This is a genomic window from Picosynechococcus sp. PCC 8807 (genome assembly GCF_001693295.1).
GTDB lineage: Bacteria > Cyanobacteriota > Cyanobacteriia > Cyanobacteriales > MRBY01 > MRBY01.
In genome coordinates, this window is record NZ_CP016483.1 from 2,960,921 (window position 1) to 2,977,658 (window position 16,738).

At 48.2% G+C, this 16,738-nt stretch carries 17 protein-coding genes; 10 read left to right on the forward strand and 7 right to left on the reverse strand.

Going from position 1 to position 16,738, the window contains the following annotated elements:
• Nucleotides 1–79: 79 nt before the first annotated feature.
• From AWQ24_RS14200 to AWQ24_RS16735, 3 genes are all read left to right on the forward strand, one after another.
• Complete coding sequence (locus AWQ24_RS14200; protein WP_012308388.1) at nucleotides 80–310, forward strand: DUF433 domain-containing protein; 231 nt, start codon at nucleotides 80–82, stop codon at nucleotides 308–310.
• Entirely contained in the window at nucleotides 307–669 is a 363-nt protein-coding gene (locus AWQ24_RS14205; protein ID WP_065717190.1) for a DUF5615 family PIN-like protein, read from the forward strand. The genes AWQ24_RS14200 and AWQ24_RS14205 overlap by 4 nt, the downstream gene beginning before the upstream one ends.
• Nucleotides 670–800: 131 nt before the next feature.
• The gene (locus tag AWQ24_RS16735) at nucleotides 801–899 is read left to right on the forward strand and encodes a hypothetical protein (RefSeq protein WP_071932327.1); all 99 of its coding nucleotides are present in this window, start codon (nucleotides 801–803) and stop codon (nucleotides 897–899) included.
• Between the two features lie 38 nt (nucleotides 900–937).
• Here the strand turns inward: AWQ24_RS16735 and AWQ24_RS14210 are convergent, their stop codons facing one another.
• Both AWQ24_RS14210 and AWQ24_RS14215 read right to left on the reverse strand, forming a co-directional pair.
• Nucleotides 938–1,582 carry a type IV pilin-like G/H family protein gene (locus tag AWQ24_RS14210; protein WP_083993549.1) on the reverse strand — a complete coding sequence of 215 codons (645 nt, stop codon included), beginning with the start codon at nucleotides 1,580–1,582 and terminating at the stop codon, nucleotides 938–940.
• Between the two features lie 196 nt (nucleotides 1,583–1,778).
• Nucleotides 1,779–2,378 (reverse strand): type IV pilin-like G/H family protein, encoded by a 600-nt coding sequence (locus tag AWQ24_RS14215; protein ID WP_065717405.1) that lies wholly within the window; start codon nucleotides 2,376–2,378, stop codon nucleotides 1,779–1,781.
• 296 nt (nucleotides 2,379–2,674) lie between these two features.
• Here AWQ24_RS14215 and AWQ24_RS14220 point away from each other — a divergent pair, with 296 nt between their 5' ends.
• The 3 genes from AWQ24_RS14220 to AWQ24_RS14230 all read left to right on the forward strand — a co-directional run bounded on the left by AWQ24_RS14220 (nucleotide 2,675) and on the right by AWQ24_RS14230 (nucleotide 5,558).
• Nucleotides 2,675–3,061, forward strand: a complete 387-nt coding sequence (locus AWQ24_RS14220) for an endonuclease domain-containing protein (RefSeq protein WP_065717192.1) — start codon at nucleotides 2,675–2,677, stop codon at nucleotides 3,059–3,061.
• Between the two features lie 180 nt (nucleotides 3,062–3,241).
• Entirely contained in the window at nucleotides 3,242–4,441 is a 1,200-nt protein-coding gene (locus tag AWQ24_RS14225) for an argininosuccinate synthase (RefSeq protein WP_065717193.1), read from the forward strand.
• A gap of 163 nt (nucleotides 4,442–4,604) precedes the next feature.
• The gene (locus AWQ24_RS14230) at nucleotides 4,605–5,558 is read left to right on the forward strand and encodes a ribonuclease Z (RefSeq protein ID WP_065717194.1); all 954 of its coding nucleotides are present in this window, start codon (nucleotides 4,605–4,607) and stop codon (nucleotides 5,556–5,558) included.
• Here AWQ24_RS14230 and AWQ24_RS14235 read toward each other — a convergent pair.
• The 3 genes from AWQ24_RS14235 to AWQ24_RS14245 form a co-directional block, all read right to left on the reverse strand.
• Nucleotides 5,550–5,876, reverse strand: a complete 327-nt coding sequence (locus tag AWQ24_RS14235; protein ID WP_030007673.1) for a hypothetical protein — start codon at nucleotides 5,874–5,876, stop codon at nucleotides 5,550–5,552. The two genes, AWQ24_RS14230 and AWQ24_RS14235, sit on opposite strands and share 9 nt — an antisense overlap.
• 210 nt (nucleotides 5,877–6,086) lie before the next feature.
• Nucleotides 6,087–6,800: a fatty acid desaturase gene (locus AWQ24_RS14240; RefSeq protein ID WP_065717195.1), complete on the reverse strand. Its 714-nt coding sequence runs from the start codon at nucleotides 6,798–6,800 to the stop codon at nucleotides 6,087–6,089.
• Between the two features lie 111 nt (nucleotides 6,801–6,911).
• Nucleotides 6,912–7,874 carry an orange carotenoid protein N-terminal domain-containing protein gene (locus tag AWQ24_RS14245; protein WP_012308397.1) on the reverse strand — a complete coding sequence of 321 codons (963 nt, stop codon included), beginning with the start codon at nucleotides 7,872–7,874 and terminating at the stop codon, nucleotides 6,912–6,914.
• A 235-nt stretch (nucleotides 7,875–8,109) separates the two neighbouring features.
• On the opposite strand from AWQ24_RS14245, the gene AWQ24_RS14250 reads away from it, so the two are divergent.
• The 4 genes from AWQ24_RS14250 (at nucleotide 8,110) to AWQ24_RS14265 (ending at nucleotide 13,282) form a co-directional block, all read left to right on the forward strand.
• On the forward strand, nucleotides 8,110–9,495 hold the full coding sequence (locus tag AWQ24_RS14250) for a TldD/PmbA family protein (protein ID WP_065717196.1): 1,386 nt from the start codon (nucleotides 8,110–8,112) through the stop codon (nucleotides 9,493–9,495).
• A 363-nt stretch (nucleotides 9,496–9,858) separates the two neighbouring features.
• Nucleotides 9,859–10,137: a 4a-hydroxytetrahydrobiopterin dehydratase gene (locus AWQ24_RS14255; RefSeq protein WP_012308399.1), complete on the forward strand. Its 279-nt coding sequence runs from the start codon at nucleotides 9,859–9,861 to the stop codon at nucleotides 10,135–10,137.
• Nucleotides 10,138–10,443: 306 nt separating this feature from the next.
• Nucleotides 10,444–12,165, forward strand: coding sequence for an iron uptake porin (locus AWQ24_RS14260; protein WP_065717197.1), 1,722 nt, complete (start codon nucleotides 10,444–10,446; stop codon nucleotides 12,163–12,165).
• Nucleotides 12,166–12,415: 250 nt separating this feature from the next.
• A complete protein-coding gene (locus tag AWQ24_RS14265) occupies nucleotides 12,416–13,282 on the forward strand; it encodes an NAD(P)-dependent oxidoreductase (RefSeq protein WP_065717198.1) in 867 nt (288 codons plus the stop codon).
• On the opposite strand, the gene AWQ24_RS14270 is transcribed toward AWQ24_RS14265, so the two are convergent.
• A complete protein-coding gene (locus AWQ24_RS14270) occupies nucleotides 13,260–14,330 on the reverse strand; it encodes a diguanylate cyclase domain-containing protein (protein ID WP_065717199.1) in 1,071 nt (356 codons plus the stop codon). The two genes, AWQ24_RS14265 and AWQ24_RS14270, sit on opposite strands and share 23 nt — an antisense overlap.
• A 119-nt stretch (nucleotides 14,331–14,449) precedes the next feature.
• A complete protein-coding gene (locus AWQ24_RS14275) occupies nucleotides 14,450–16,717 on the reverse strand; it encodes a bifunctional (p)ppGpp synthetase/guanosine-3',5'-bis(diphosphate) 3'-pyrophosphohydrolase (RefSeq protein WP_065711539.1) in 2,268 nt (755 codons plus the stop codon).
• Nucleotides 16,718–16,738: the final 21 nt, after the last annotated feature.

The following is a 16,738-nucleotide window of genomic DNA, read 5'->3' on the forward strand; positions in this document are numbered from 1 at the left end:
TCTCAGCAGTAGAGGAGAATAATCAACTTGGGTCAAGCAGATAGAATCAAGATAATCATCGAGCACGATAGTAACGACTATGCAACATTTAGAACGCATCACCCTAAACCCTCAAGTGATGGGCGGTAAGCCTTGTATTCGCGGTTTAAGGGTAACGGTAGGAACGGTTATTGGTTTGATGGCGGCAGGTTATTCGATAGAGGCGATTTTGGAAGCTTATCCATATCTGGAGAGGGAAGATATTCTTGCGGCACTAGCCTTTGCGGCCTGGCGATCTGAGGAATATGAGGTCAACGTAGCAACGGCATGAGAATTATTATTGACATGAACCTTAGCCCACTCTGGGTTCCATATCTACAAAAATATGGGTTCGAGGTGAGCCACTGGTCAACAATCGGTAAGCCTAATGCACCTGATACAGTGATTTTTCAATGGGCAAAGGAAAATCAAGCGATTATTTTTACGAATGATTTAGATTTTGGGGCGATTTTGGCGGCGTCCCAAGCAAATTCACCGAGTGTATTTCAGGTACGCACTCAAGATTTGCTGCCTGTATCGATTGGACAAATCGTTATGGCGAGTTTGCAAAGATTTTCGCCGGAATTGAAATCGGGAGCGTTGATCACGCTAGATTTGAAGCGAACAAAGGTCAGGATTTTACCTCTTTAGATGGTTGTATTTTCCGAGGAAGGTGGGCGATAAGGGGGATTGTTATGCTGTTTTTGAAAAGCTGGTACGGAGTGGTGTATTTCCGAAGACTGTGGCGGATCTAGATTAGAGGATGAAATCTGGGGCGTAGATTGCTGAAATTAAATACGGCCTTAAAGTATTGGATTTTTCGTTATCTCAAGTGCCTTGCGTCTTCTGCGATGGTGACTTGTCGGAATATGAATGAGTAGATTTAAAGTTTGTAAATAAGTGCTAAATTTTAAAAAAATTAACGGTCAGTGAGAACAGTTTTGTAGTGGGTTCCGTCACAGCGCACGGCATCAGCATCAAAATTCGCAGCAGGGTTGAGCTGCATACCCCCGGTGCTAAAACTACCAGAACCATCAATCACTTCTAGGGTAATATTAGCAGCAGTACTTTGTTCTTCGCAGACGATAGACTTTAGGGTAACAACACCATTGTTGACATATAAAACAACACCACCAGCATAATTTTTAACTGCTAAAGGATCTTGGGGATTCGCAAATAAATATGTTGCATAGGGAATTGCTGTATTTTCAATTAATCCTGGTGTTCCGCCAGAGTAGACATTTGTGTAGCTGTAATTATCACTGACGACCCTGATCCCAAAGACAAGTTCAGAGATGGAATCAGCGAAACGACTATTTTCTTGATAAAAACCGAGTTGACTGCGATTGATTACACCCATGGTATTACGGGCTTCTGTCTGGCGAGCTTTGGCGGACATATTCAAATAAGCAGGCCAAGCAATACCAGATAAAATCGCAATCATCACCATTGCAATTAATAACTCAAGTACAGTTAATCCTTGAATTTGATATTTTCTTATCAACCTCATTTGCCTATTATGTCGATAGCAAACTATTGAGGTTAAAAAAAATTTCATCTTCATATTTTCACCTATGGGAAAAAATATAAATTACTACTTAGAAGATTTATCAAAGTTTACTAATCAAAAAGCCAGCTCAGGTGAAACTACACAAAAGCTGGCTACAACACTCCTCTAGAGGCCTAATACCCAGAAGAGTTTTAACTTATGAATATCGACATCGACAAAAAACTGCCACAAGTTTGAGCAATCACTTTATCTATAGCTGAGTACTACCATCCTGACAACCAATGGCATCCACAGCAGCGTTTGCAGTAGTAGTAAAAGACATTGTTGGGGTTACCGGTGTAGCAGCAGATACATCATCTTCTTCGCAGATTGCGGTGGTTGTCGTTGTTTGGCCTGGGTTGTCATCAGCAACGGCGTTCCCATCAGCAGTCTCTGCAAACACGACTGCTCCACCGGCATAATCTTTTACTGCCTGTTGGTCTACTGCTGTCGCGAAAATTTCAGCTGTACCGTCTGGATCAAGGTCAAATGCGCCGGTGTCATCGTTAGCAGCATCACCGTACGAGAAGTTTTCTGTAGTAGCAGCCAAACCTAAACCAAGGCTGCCGATGTTAGCAGCAAATTCTTGATTTTCTAAGTAGTTAGCTTGCTGTGCTTTGTTCAAAGAAGCCAGTGCTTGTCTAGCTTCAGATTGACGTGCTTTAGCAGCCTGGTTCAAGAATGCAGGTAGGGCGATAGCAGACAAAATACCGATGATGATGATTACAACGAGCAGTTCGATCAGGGTAAAACCTTTGTCAGCTTTCTTCTTGTTGAGTTGTTGCAGAAGCTTAAAAGTGAAATTTTTCATTTGGGGGCATCTCCTTATCCCGGCTTCAACCGGAATCATGTATCCGTTAACCCTAAATTACCCACCCACTTTCTTTTCCTATCACCCCCCCAAAAAATAGATCTCCCCTTCGGGGGGAGATGCCGTCAGGCAGAGAGGGGTTCAACCTCCAGGGAAAAAGAGTGAGTTATTTGTATGTATGTTTCGCAGTTGGTGGATGACCCTCCCCTAACCCCTCCCAAGAGGGGATAATTGGCCGGTGTTTTGGAAAAGCAAAAAAAGTAGAACATAAGATTAAAAGAAAAACCATCCTTCCCATGCGCCGTAAAATTCTGCCCTACAACAAACATCTCGTCGGACGCGCCCGCCAACTCCGCAAAACTATGACCAAAGGCGAAATAATCCTCTGGCAACACCTCCGCAAAAAACAAATCCTTGGTGTCAGCTTTCTGCGCCAACGCCCCATCGACCAATTTATCGTTGACTTCTATTGCAAGGACTGGATGCTCGCCATCGAAATCGACGGCAGTAGCCACGATAGCCTCGCCGCCCAAGAACGAGATGCCTATCGCCAAGCCAAACTCGAAGCCTTGGGCGTTTCTTTTCTCCGCTTCAGCGAATACGAGGCCCAAAATCACCCAGAGGCGATCGCCGAAACCATCAAAGCCTGGCTTCTCACCCATCCCCAAAAAATCCTCCCTTGAGGGAGGTGGTCGAAGACCGGAGGGTGTCTTCCCCTCGTAGGGGAGCTAGAGGGGTGTCTCTTGAGGGGGAAGGTTGTCAGCATTTTGTGATAGCAGCAAAAGTCCGGTTTTTTCAAGCTTTTTCCAGGGCAGTGTCAAGCTATAATCTGCCTTGATTCATCTATATACGGTATTTAAACTATGGGTCGCGCAGAAAAAGTTGTCCTCGCCTATTCCGGCGGTGTCGATACATCCGTTTGTATTCCCTATCTCATGCACGAATGGGGCGTAAAGGAAGTAATTACCCTTGCCGCAGATTTAGGACAGGGTGAAGAGCTAGGCCCAATTAAACAAAAAGCCTTAAATTCTGGGGCTGTGGTTTCCCTCGTTGAAGATGGCCGCGAAGAATTTATTACCGATTACGCTTTCCCAGCGATTAAGGCCAATGCCCTCTACGAAAATCGCTATCCTCTCGCTACCGCTCTAGCGCGTCCCCTCATTGCGAAAATGCTCGTCCGTGCCGCCGAAAAATATGGAGCCGATGCCGTCGCCCATGGTTGTACCGCAAAAGGAAATGACCAAGTGCGCTTCGACCTGGGTATTTTGGCACAAAACCCAGAAATCAAGGTGCTCGCACCAGCGCGGGAATGGGGCATGAGCCGCGAAGAAGCGATTACCTACGGTGAACAATATGGGCTGACCTTCCCCGTGAAAAAATCTTCGCCGTTTAGTATCGACAAAAACTTGCTCGGTCGCAGTATTGAAGCTGGCCCCCTCGAAGACCCGATGTGCGAACCCCCCGAAGAGGTTTTTGAAATGGTGAAAGCTATTTCTGACACCCCTGATGAACCGGAATATTTAGAGATTGGCTTTGAAAAAGGCGTCCCGGTGACGGTAAACGGGGAAGCCCTTGGCCCGGTGACTTTGATTGCTAAGTTGAATGAGATCGTCGGGAACCATGGCATTGGCCGGATCGACATGATCGAAAACCGCGTTGTGGGGATTAAATCCCGCGAAATCTATGAATCTCCGGCCATGTGCGTGCTTGTGGATGCCCACCGCGATTTGGAAAGTTTAACCCTCACCGCCGATGTAACCCAATATAAGCGCGGCATGGAGCAGACTTATTCTGAGTTGATTTATCGGGGTCTGTGGTTCTCGCCCCTGAAGCAAGCGGTGGATGCTTTTATTGAACAAACCCAAGCACGGGTAACGGGTGTGGTGCGCCTCAAACTCCATAAAGGAACAGCGCGGATCGTCGGTCGTCGCTCTGAGAAATCGATCTACACGCCGGATCTGGCAACCTACGGGGCTGATGACAAGTTTAACCACGAGTCAGCAGAAGGTTTTATTTATATTTGGGGTCTGCCGACCCGCGTTTGGGCTCAGGCAAATAAGTAAACGAACACCCTCCGGTCTTCGACCACTTCCCTCTAGTTCCCCTCAAGGGGAAATTAACACCCTCCGCCTTCGGCACCTCCCTCAAGGGAGGATTTTTTTAAGCGGCTTTGCTTCTGGGGAAGATTTATGATGGATAGGATGTAGATTATGGGCGATCGCCTGAATGGAAATCACATTTTTAGGAACCAGTTCTGGCGTGCCGACGCGGGCGCGCAATGTATCGAGTGTGGCGTTGCGATTACCGCAGCGGGCCGAGGCTTGGCTCTTTGACTGTGGCGAAGGAACCCAACACCAACTTCTCCGTAGTGATCTCCGTTCGTCCCAAATTAGCCGCATTTTTATTACCCATATGCACGGTGATCACATCTTTGGGCTGATGGGTTTGATCGCCAGTATGGGCCTCGCCGGGACGGGACATCCCTTAGAAATTTATGGCCCCCCTGGTTTAGAAGAATATCTGCGGGCCTGCGAAAAGTATTCCTACATGCGCATCGGCGATCGCCTGCGGGTACATTTAGTCAAACCCGGCTTAGTCTTCGAAGATAAAGAATTTCAAGTGACCTGTTTACCTCTCAAACACCGGGTCACCGCCTTTGGGTATCGGGTGACTGAAAAGGATCGTCCCGGCAGATTTAACCTCGCTAAAGCGCAAAAATTGGGGATTCCCCCAGGCCCCATTTATGGCGACCTCAAAAAAGGGAAAGTCGTCACCCTCGACGATGGCCGCAAAATCAACGGTTCAGACCTTTGTGGTCAACCGGAAATTGGCCGAAAAATGGTCTATTGTACCGACACTGTTTTTTGTGATGCAGCGGTGGAGTTGGCCCAGGATGCGGACGTCTTAATTCACGAGGCAACTTTCGCCCACAATGATGCAGAGATGGCCTTTGATCGCCTCCATTCCACTTCGACGATGGCCGCCCAGGTTGCCCTTTTAGCCCAGGTGAAACAACTGATCATGACCCACTTTAGCCCCCGTTATATGCCGGGAAATGAGTTGACGTTAGATGATCTTTTGGCTGAGGCTCGGGCTATTTTTCCCAACACGATCATGGCGAAGGACTTTTTAAACTATGCGATTCCGCGTCGCAAGGCCCTAGCCCAGAGCTTACATTAGGGTGAGGATGCGGATTTTCGAGAGTTTATCGGCTGCTAAACCGTCTAATTCTTGCAGTTCTAACCAACCCTCTTTAATGAGTTGAGCGAAGGTAAAGACGAGGCTTTCGGGACTGAAATCGTATTTGCCATCTAGATAATGCCGCCGGGCACTCAAAAAATCATTGAGCTGCCAGAGATCAGCGGGGTCTGCGGCGAGGGTTGCCTGGCGTTTTGCTTCGGCCATCACTGCGGCAATTTCTCGGCGGTAGGATAATTCAAACGCTTCTTTGGCGATTGTTTTTTCTTGCAGTGACCATTGAGTATTCGCAGTGGGCATCGTTAGCATGGGTGAGTAAAAAAGTGAATTTTAAAATAAGTATCGTTTTGACTTTAGTAAGTTCAAACTAATGGGCTTGATTATAATAAGTTTTGTATCAAAAGCGCAGTCTAAATTCTCATAATTCCGCAATTTGGCGGCGATCGCCGAGACACGAATACCTCTCAAGCGAAGTGCTCACAGGAATTTAAGGTTTTTATTACAATTTTGTTAAGAAACACCGTGATCCGGTAACTGAAACCAAGGTTTATGGGGATGACGATGGTGTTCTTCGTGAAATGTGCCGAAGTGGTAGCAGCTTAAAAATGACCAAATTCGCCACCGAATTGACTGTTTCCTGATGCGTTTAGGGAGAGAGGAGCGATCGCGGTGGGGCAGATAAGTCCCAAAGAAAAACAGTTGCCAAGAACTGAGAAAAATCGGCAGCAGGCAAAACACAAAAAAATTTTCGTAGGGCACATGGCCCAGCACATTTAACGGTAAGGCGATCGCCCCAAAAATTAGCACAAATCCCCAGAATTGCCGCCACGCTAAATATTTCCCCATAAAATGCCAGTACCACAGCAGCGGATGGCGGTGCCGTCCATTATGAAAGTCCGGATCTCCGGGTTGGGCGGGGTGACGATGGTGCTTGGCATGGTTGCGAATGCAGTCTTTGTAGGACAAGCAAGCGTACAAACTGACCCCCCAACGGCCCAGGCGATGGTTCCAACGGGGGGAACTCGGCAATAAATTACCGTGCATGGCGTCGTGGGCCAGGATAAATAAACCTGTGTGGAAAAAAGTTCTCACAAAAATTCCCGCAACAATTCCAGGCCAGGACAGCCCCATTAGCGGATGACTCAACCAATACACAGCACTTCCCAGCCAAGCTGAGAAAATGGCGATCGCCCACAGTAGTCCCAGACCCTCTTCTTGCCGCATCAATTTCAAAATATTGCCTCCAACCACGCCATACTGACAAAAAAACGCCCCAATTGGGACGTTACCAGGGATGAATTTATTGAGAATTAGGGCAATTCATCCAAGCATTCACTACTTACGCACAAGGTTGAGGAGTTCCTTTGCAGACGCGAGCAAATCAACGGCCACAAAGAAGATTTTCCCTTCCGGATTGAGGAGGAAGCGCCAAGCCACATTCATGCCTACCGCCGCACCAAACCAGGGCGTTTCACAGGTACCAGTGACTTTAATTTGGGTGTAACCATCATCAGTAGGTTCTACAACCCCTTTCTTCGGGTTGAGCTTCAGATTTTGACATTCCTCTTGGAAGAAACGTAATACGGCATCTTTGCCGACAATCGGACGCTGGAACGGCGGCTGGAGAGCACCATCTTCTGCAAAGAGGCTGATCAATGCCGGAAAATCATTAGCATTGAGGTTGGTCATGTATTGATTAATCGTGGGGTTATCGACACCTTCAATTTCGATTTTTTCCCGCTGGGCAATTTCCGTCGGCACGACAACCGGCTCAGAAACACGCTGATAACCTTCCATCTTGGCTGGGTCAAAACCCATATCCACAACGGCATTTCTCAGAACCGTAATTTGTTGACCGGGTTCAAGGCTACGGATCGTATCTAAAACCGCAGAAGCATTGGCAGACAGCTTGTAGCCAGCGGGAATCGGTGCAACACTGCCTTCTTCCATCCATTCGCCGAGGCGGTACCAGAAACCGAGCTTAATATTTACAGACCAAGTCGCATAGGTGCGGTTGATGGGCGTATCGATACGGTTCGCCAGGTCGCACATTACCTGGGCTTGATCCTTAAAGGAGAGCTGCTTGATTTGCAAAAGGGTAGATTCTGCAAACTGCATATTTGCCGCACCAGGAGCAGCAATAGTGATTGACTTACCCATTTCCAGGTAAGCGAACCAGATTAATGCCAGTTGATCCTCTGCACTCAGCTGACTAAACCGAGCGCTGGTGGCCGGCACAACATCCGCAGTTAATGTACTGGGGAAGATGTTTCTTGCTGCATCGAGAGTATAAGGCATACAAATGTGCTCCATGAAAGTTTAGTTTTTGTCCTTGAGTCAAGGTTAACACACAAAAACTTAACAATTGTTTACATCTTGGATAAGAATATGTTGGCAATGGCATTACCTTTGATTAGCCAAAGTGGGAAACTTAGACAAGGCAAGCCTTTTGGATCTCACCGACACTTTCTCAATTATCTAAGGCTAATGTCAAAATTGTTCTATGTTTAGCGCTCAGATTAAGGGGAAGGCAATGGAGAAAATTGTGGCTGGGTACAAGGATCAGCTAACGGATCTGATCCAACGGTATAAAAATCAAGTGGATTTTCTAGCGATTCGCTTGGAGCAGTCAGCGGGGAGCAGTATTGTCTTGCGGTCAAATAAGATCGAGACCCTCAGTGAAAGTACCTCCCTTGGGGGCCAGGTGCGCGTTTGTCACAGAGGCGGTTGGGGGTTTGCGGCCTTTAATAATCTCGAAAATCTGAAGCTTCGGATCGAAGAGGCGATCGCCGCCGCGATTTTAATCGGTGATGATGAAACACTTTTGGCTCCCATTGACCCAATCCAAGCGGTTTGCTCTTTACCCCTCAGCGGAAGCGACCCACGCCACATCCCTTTACAACGGAAAAAAGAATTATGCGATCGCTACAGTGATTTGCTCTTGAGCCAGAGCGGTAAGATTACCAGCACCAGGGTCAGTTACGGCGACAGTACCCAGCACATCATCTTGGCGACTTCAGAAGACACCCTTATCGAACAGTCCTGGGTTGATCTAGAAATGCGTTTTTCCGCCACGGCCCGTGATGGTGAGACAGTTCAAACGGGGCGGGAAACCACTGGCTCCCGCAAAGCCTACGAAGATCTAGAAAACCTCGATGAGCAAGTTAAAGGCGCAGCCCAGCGGGCCGTTAACTCATTGACCCTCCTCGCAGCCAAAGGCGGCACCTATACCGTTGTCATTGACCCCATTTTGACCGGGCTATTTGTCCACGAAGCTTTTGGGCATCTCTCCGAAGCGGATATGGCCTATGAAAATCCCGATCTCCTCGAAACCATGAGCATGGGCCGACAATTTGGTGGCGAAGATCTCCAGATTTTTGATGGAGCCGCCCCAGCAGGCCATCGTGGTAGTTATCTATACGATGATGAAGGCGTTCCGGCTACCACGACCCAACTGATTCAAGATGGCAAACTTGTGGGCCGTCTCCATTCCCGCGAAACCGCTGGCAAGCTTGACGAAAAACCGACAGGCAACGCCCGCTGTTTGAACTATCACTATCCGCCCATTGTCCGCATGACCAACACCTGGATCGAGCGGGGTAAAACGCCCGTTGCCGACTTACCCACGGACATCAAAGAAGGAGTGTATGCGAAAAACTGGCTCGGCGGCATGACCAACGGCGAAATGTTTACCTTTAGCGCCGGGGAAGCTTGGATGATCCGCGATGGCAAAATTGCTGAACCCGTCAAGGATGTCACCCTCTCTGGCAACGTCTTTAAAACCTTAAAAAATATTGAGGCGATCGCCGACGATTTCTACTGGGACGAATCCGGTGGTTGCGGCAAGGGGGGCCAAAGCGGTTTACCTGTCGGTTGTGGCGGCCCCTCCCTGCGCATCCGTGATGTCGTCGTCGGCTAAACATCCTCCCTTGAGGGAGGTGGCGAAGCCGGAGGGTGGTGTCCCTAGAGTGGAGAATGTTGAATTTTCAAAATGCTTGTGCCAGCATAAAGAGGTTCTACCGGATAAAACCTGCCGGAGAATAGGAGGTGATGCCCATGAATGACAGTAGTAACAACATGGGTCTCACAGTTAAAGTAAATCGGCTGCGTGCCGGGGCTGTTCTCTAAAATTTTGCTTACTCTGCTGAGTAGGTTAAGAGAGTCGGAGTTCCTTCCGGCAGTCAGATTTTAACTAAAGAGACCCGACTAGACCGCCCTTGCTTCGTTATCGTAAGAGATAACCCTAGTAAGGGCGGATAGTTTTTTAGAGGAGGTTTTCTCCATGGCAACCCGATTGACCGACACCGAAATCCAAGCACAATTGAGTCAATTTCCTGAATGGTCAAAGGTTGATAACAAAATTCAACGCCGATTTAAGTTCAAAAACTTTATTGAGGCAATTGACTTTGTAAACAAACTCGTCGAACCGGCCGAAGCTGCCGACCATCACCCCGACATCGAGATTTCCTACAACAAAGTCACCGTAAACCTAACCACCCACGACGCTGGCGGCCTTACCCAAAAAGATTTTGATCTCGCCGGAACTTTCGATCAACTGTAAACGTCAAAAGCCGCCAACACCTCAAACAAAACCTTAAGGAAAAACATCTGGGAAGTTTTTAGATTTTCTATCTAGAAGAAAAAAAATAAGCGCAAGCACTCTATCGATTCAAAATCCAGGAGGCTATGCTGTAACATTTCTGACAAAACTTCTCAGGTAACTTTTACTTAATGGATAGGTAAAGGAATCATCAAAAAATTCTTATGACGAATCCATTCCCAATCCAAAATTTTGAGCTAATATGATTGATACAAAGGCCTAATCTAAAATCTCAGAATCTAGTGCCTAATGTGTGAGGAAAAACAAATGAAAACATCTTTATCTCTCTGGAAGTCTCTATCCATTGCTTCTGCTGCTGTCGGCGTCTCCGTTGCCACTGCTGGCACCGCCCAAGCCCAAGCAAATAACAGCGAACTCCTTAACCAAATCAACACCTACAGCCAAGGTGACATTGCTCAGGTAAACAGCGTTTTTCAACTCAGCGATGTTTCTCCCTCTGACTGGGCTTTTGATGCGCTTCGTAACCTAGTCGAAAACTACAACTGTATCGTTGGTTATCCCGATGGCACTTTCCGTGGTAACCGTCCCCTTAGCCGTTATGAGTTTGCGGCTGGTCTGAACGCTTGTTTACAACAAATCGAGCGGATGATTCAAAGTGGTGGTTCTGAAGTAACCCCCGAAGATCTCGCTGCACTGCGTCGCTTGATCAACGAATTTGAAGCAGAACTCGCTACCCTAGGCGCTCGCGTCGATGACCTCGAAGGTCGCGTTGAATTCCTTGAAGATAATCAATTCTCCACCACAACTAAACTGAAAGGTGAAGTTGTCTTCGCAATTGGTGATAGTTTCGGCGACGTGAATGCCCTAGACTTTCGCCTTGAAGGGGGTGAAGGAGACATCACAATTGATGATGTTGATTTGACGCCTAGCTTCTTGAGAGATGGTGTAGCCAGCGGGTTTAACGGTGCCACCATCGTTGCCAATGATGATGATGATACTCAAACGACTTTCACTGACCGCGTTCGCCTGACCCTTGAAACCAGCTTCACCGGTAAAGATACTTTAATCACTCGCTTGACTGCTGGGAACTCTTCATCTTTCTCCCCCACTGCAGGTGCAGTTGTTGATGATGGTCCTGATCTCGGCTCTGGTGTAGGCTTCCAAACCTTTAACCTCGACACTGGCAACGACGTTGTCATCGACTGGTTGGCCTATTACTTCCCTCTCCGCAGAGCAAATGTTTACCTCGCAGCTTTTGGTGGTCTCCACAGTGACTACACCAGCACAACCTTCGGCGCAACTGGTCTTGAAGACTTCACCGGTGGTAGCGGTTCTCTAACTCAACTCGCTGCATCTAGCCCCATCTACACCATCGGTGGTGGCTCCGGTCTTGGTTTCAACATGCCTCTCGGCCCCGTTGATATCTCCTTGGGCTACCTCGCTGATGAAGCAGCCGATTCCACTGAAAGCAATGGTCTGTTCAACGGTGAATACGGTGCACTAGCACAGATTGCTTTCAACCTCGGCGATCGGGCTGAGTTGGGTGTAACCTACGTCAACAGCTACCACGACAGCGGTGCTATCTATGACTTCGGTGGTGGTTCTGCAGTAAATGGTACAGCTTGGGCGAACGCTCTTGGCTTGTTCGGCACTGAAGCCAATAGTTACGGTGTTCAAGGTAAGTTTGACATTACTGACCGTATTTCCTTAGCCGCTTACGGGATGTACACTGATGCCAAAGTTTCTGGTTCTAGCGACGAGTTCGACATCTGGAGCTATGGTCTTGGTGTAGCCTTCAACGACCTTGGTAAAGAAGGTAACGTTCTTGGTCTCTTTGCTGGTGCTCCTCCTTACCTCGCAGAAGGTGATCTCAAGACTCCTCTGCAAGTTGAAGGTTTCTATAAGTACCAACTCACCGACGGAATCTCCATCACTCCTGGCGTAATCTGGTTGAAGGATGCTGCTCAGGGTGTGCTGGGTGAAGAAGATGCCATCATCGGTACTCTCCGCACTACCTTCACTTTCTAAACCAGTTAACTTTGTTTAGACAGATTTAATTCTCACACTTTTTGATTTTGAGAAAGCCTCGCCTCCGGGTGGGGTTTTCTTTTTGGACACCCCCCACCCCTCTGGCTCCCCTCTAAGGGAGAGACACTCTCCGCCTGCGGCACCTCCCTAGAGGGAGGATTAATGCTTCTCCACTTCCTTTCATACTCTGTTTTTCTAAGGGAGGGTATTGAGAGAAGATGGTAAGTGATGTTTATGGAATCAGAATTTGATGAGAATTAGTGTTTTTGGGATGGGGCTAATGGGGACACCGATCGCCCTAAAATTAGCCCAGGAAAATTTTTTGGTGACCGCCTACAACCGGACAGCAGAAAAACTGAATCCTCTGGAAGAACAAGGTTTAACGGTAACGACGAATCCTCAAACGGCGATCGCCAACAGTGATTATTTAATTTTGACCCTCAGTGATGCGGCGGCAATCCAAACGGTCTTATTAGAAAACGCAGATACTTCCTTTACAGGGAAAACAATTATCCAGATGGGGACGATTGCCCCAGAAGAAAGTAAGGCGATCGCCAAAGCAGTGCAAGAACGCCAGGGTCAATATCTAGAAGCACCAGTCCTCGGCAGTATTCCCGAAGCAAAAAAGGGAACATTGCTCGTGATGGTCGGGGGCGAAGAAACATTATTCCAAGCCTGTTTGCCAATTTTTAAAACCCTGGGGCAAGACCCGAAATATATTGGGGCAGTGGGTCAGGCAGCAGCCCTGAAATTGGCTTTAAATCAGTTGATTGCGGGCTTAACGGCTAGTTTTTCCCTGAGTTTAGGTTTGATTCAACGGGAAAAAGTTGATCTTGATAAATTTATGGGGATTTTGCGAGATAGTGCCCTCTATGCCCCCACCTTTGATAAAAAACTGCCGCGCATGGGCGATCGCACCTTTGCAAATCCCAACTTCCCCACGAAGCATTTACTCAAAGATACTAGGCTCTTTTTAGCCGCCGCAAAAACCGTCGGCCTTGAAACCACGGGGCTAGAAGGCATTCGAGAGATTATCGAGCAGGCGATCGCCTTGAATCTCGCCGAGGCAGACTACTCCGCCATTTATCAAGTGATTAATCCTGACCCCACACCTTAGCGACCATTTGATTACGACCACGGGCCTTGGCTTCGTATAGCGCGACATCCGCCAGGGCGACAAATTTTTCTGGATTCGTCGTCACACAGCCTGGTTCAATGGAGGCAATCCCCAAACTGACCGTGACAATCGGCGCGACCAAAGAGCTCTGGTGGGGAATCTGCAAACTGCGGACTTGCTCGATGATATTTTCTCCTAATAATTGCGCCCCAACACCGGGGGTGTCTGGCAAGATGACGATGATCTCTTCGCCACCATAACGGGAAACTAAATCTGTGGGTCGCTTCACTTGGCTGGCGATCGCCTGGGCTACTTCAAACAAGCAATGATCACCAGCCTGGTGACCATAGGTATCATTGTAATTTTTAAAAAAATCTACATCAATGAAAATAATCGAGAGAGGTATTTGATTGCGGAGCATCAGTCGCCATTGACGCTCTAAAACCAAATCAAAAACCCGACGATTCGCCAGTTGGGTCAAAGGATCTAAAGCCGCTAACCGTTGCAATTGCACATTCGTTGCTTCCAAACGTTGGTAGAGCTTTGCCTGATAAATGAGATGGCGCACCCGTTGGCGCAAAATTGTCCAGTGGATTGGTTTGGTGATGAAATCCGTTGCCCCGGCGGTAAAGGCCTTGGTGACTGATTCGTCATCCTCCCGGGCAGTAATCATCAAGATGGGAGTGCGGGCGATCTTTGTCAGCAGATCTTCTGCTTGTTGGTAGGCCACCAAGTCTTGACGAAGCAGGAAAGTTTCCTGGGAAAATTCAGTATTTTTTGCAGGAGAAATTTCAGTGCTGGCTTGGAGTTGTCGAAAGGCATTGCAAAATTCCAAGCCATCCATGACCGGCATCATAAAATCCAACAGGATAATATCGGGCATGGTTTTTTGGAATATTTCTAGTCCCTCTTGACCATTGGTTGCTTCAGCGACTGCATAACCTTCTTTTTCCATCCAAAAACGAATCAGGCGACGCGAAATTGGATCGTCATCAATGACAAGAATTAACGGTTGATCATCCTGCATTGAGGCAGAATCAGCGGTCATAGATTCTAGGCGCAAAAAGAACTATATGGTTATTCTAACGGGTTACTGCCCTAGGCAATCGGCCTTCTGATGTTAATTTGACGACCTTTCAGAGATTTTCAGTATGATCACTTAGGTTGCTATTCCTGCTCGATTTGGGTGACGCGGCGCACGTTCAAAGTATCGCTCATGTTTTTAATTTGATTAATGCTGTGGGCCAGTTGTTGGGCATTACGAATTTCAATCCGCAAAGAAATAATCGCTGGTTGGCCGTGGCTCGTTTTCACGTTGGTACTCCGCACGTTGATGTGCTGATCGCTCAGGCGTGACAGGATATCCCGCAACACTCCCACCCGGTCAATGACTTCAATGCGGAGATCCACAGGGTAGACCGGGGCGTGCTTTTGGTCGATGCTGGGATTCCAACTCACAGGAATCAGGCGATCGCCATCGAAGTTTTGCACATTGGCACAGCTGCGGTGGTGAATGGAAATCCCCTTATGGCTACGGGTGACAATGCCAATAATCGGTTCGCCGGGCAAGGGCGCACAACAACTAGCGATGGTATAAACCAACCCTTCAATGCCAGCAATGGGGTATTTATGGCTATCTTGGAGGGGCTTGGCCGGTTTCGTCGCTGTGTTTAAAGAAGCTTCTAGCTCCAGTTGGGGGAGATGTTCTTCTTCCTGGTCGCGCACTTGATCCCGCCAGCGGTTCACCACTTGGTTGAGGGTGACTTCGCCGTAACCCAGGGCCGCCAACAGATCCTCGGTATTTTGGTAATTGCACTTGTGGGCAACGGTTTGCATCGCTTCGGATTTGAGGATCGAATCGAGGCCCGTTTTCCCTAGTTCTTTTTCGAGTAAGCTGCGGCCCCGTGCTAAGTTTTCATCCCGCCGCGATCGCTTAAACCATTGGCGAATTCTATTTTTGGCACTGGGAGTAACCACATAATTGAGCCAATCGAGGCTGGGGTGGGCATTTTTTTGGGTGATAATTTCGACGATATCGCCATTGCGGAGTTTTTTCTCTAACACTGACCAACGACCATTGATCCGCGCCCCTTTCATGTGGTTCCCCACTTCGGTGTGAATGCGGTAGGCGAAGTCGATGGAAGTAGCGCCTTTGGCCAGGGCCACCACATCCCCATTGGGGGTAAAGACATACACATCATCTTCAAAGAGATTGTCCTTGAGGTTGTCGATGTATTCTTCAGCATCCTTGAGGTCGCTTTGCCATTCGATCAGTTGCCGCAACCAAGTGAATTTTTCGTCTTCGGAGGTGAAACTAGCGGCGGAATGACCGGCTTCTTTATATTTCCAGTGGGCGGCAATCCCGTATTCGGCGATGTGGTGCATTTCCATGGTGCGAATTTGCACTTCGAGGGGGCGACCATTTAAGCCGACAACGGTGGTGTGGAGAGATTGGTAGCGGTTGGGCTTCGGCAGGCCAATGTAGTCTTTAAAGCGTCCAGGAATCGGTTTAAAGGCATCGTGAATCACCGCCAGGGCGCGGTAACATTCATCATTGGTTTCGACGATAATCCGAATCCCAGCGATGTCAAAGATTTCATCAAATTCTTTGTGCTGTCGTTGCATCTTGTGATAGATGCTGTAGAGGTGCTTCGGGCGACCCTTGATTTCCCAGACGTGGAGGCCCAGATGACGCAGGCGATCGCGGATAATTTCAATAGCTTCTTCGAGTTTGGCTTCCCGCTCGGTGCGTTTTTCGGAAATGTGTTTTTGCATCGAACGGTAGGCTTCCCGCTCGAGATACTTAAAACAGAGGTCTTCTAGTTCCCATTTGAAGCGCCAAATCCCTAAGCGATTGGCCAGGGGCGCAAAGATTTCGCGGGTTTCGAGGGCAATGCGTTCTTGTTTGTCGGGGCGCAGATGTTCGAGGGTGCGCATATTGTGGAGGCGATCGGCGAGTTTCACGACGATCACGCGGATATCCTCGGCCATGGAAAGAAACATCCGCCGGAAATTTTCTGCTTGGCGTTCTGTTTTGCTGGAAAAAGTAAATTTGGTGAGCTTGGTTACCCCTTCGACAAGCTTGCGGGTTTCAGCGCCAAAGCGTTCTTCAATTTCTTCGGGACTAACTTCTGTATCTTCGACCACATCATGGAGAAATCCCGCCGCAATCATTGCGCCATTACCACCCAAGTCGAGCAATAATCCTGCCACGGCAATGGGATGGGCAATATAAGGCTCACCAGATTTACGGGTTTGACCTTCGTGGAGGGCATGGGCAAAGCGAAAGGCTTCACCGATAAGTTGGCGATCACCTTCGGAGACCCCGACCAATTGCTCTGGCTGATAGAGGTAGTTTTTCAACCAAGCAGGTAGCGGCACATCAAATTTTTCTGTTTCGGATGCGGCAGTTAATTGAACGGGAGAAGCAGTCATAGAAACACAGGGGAGAAGAAA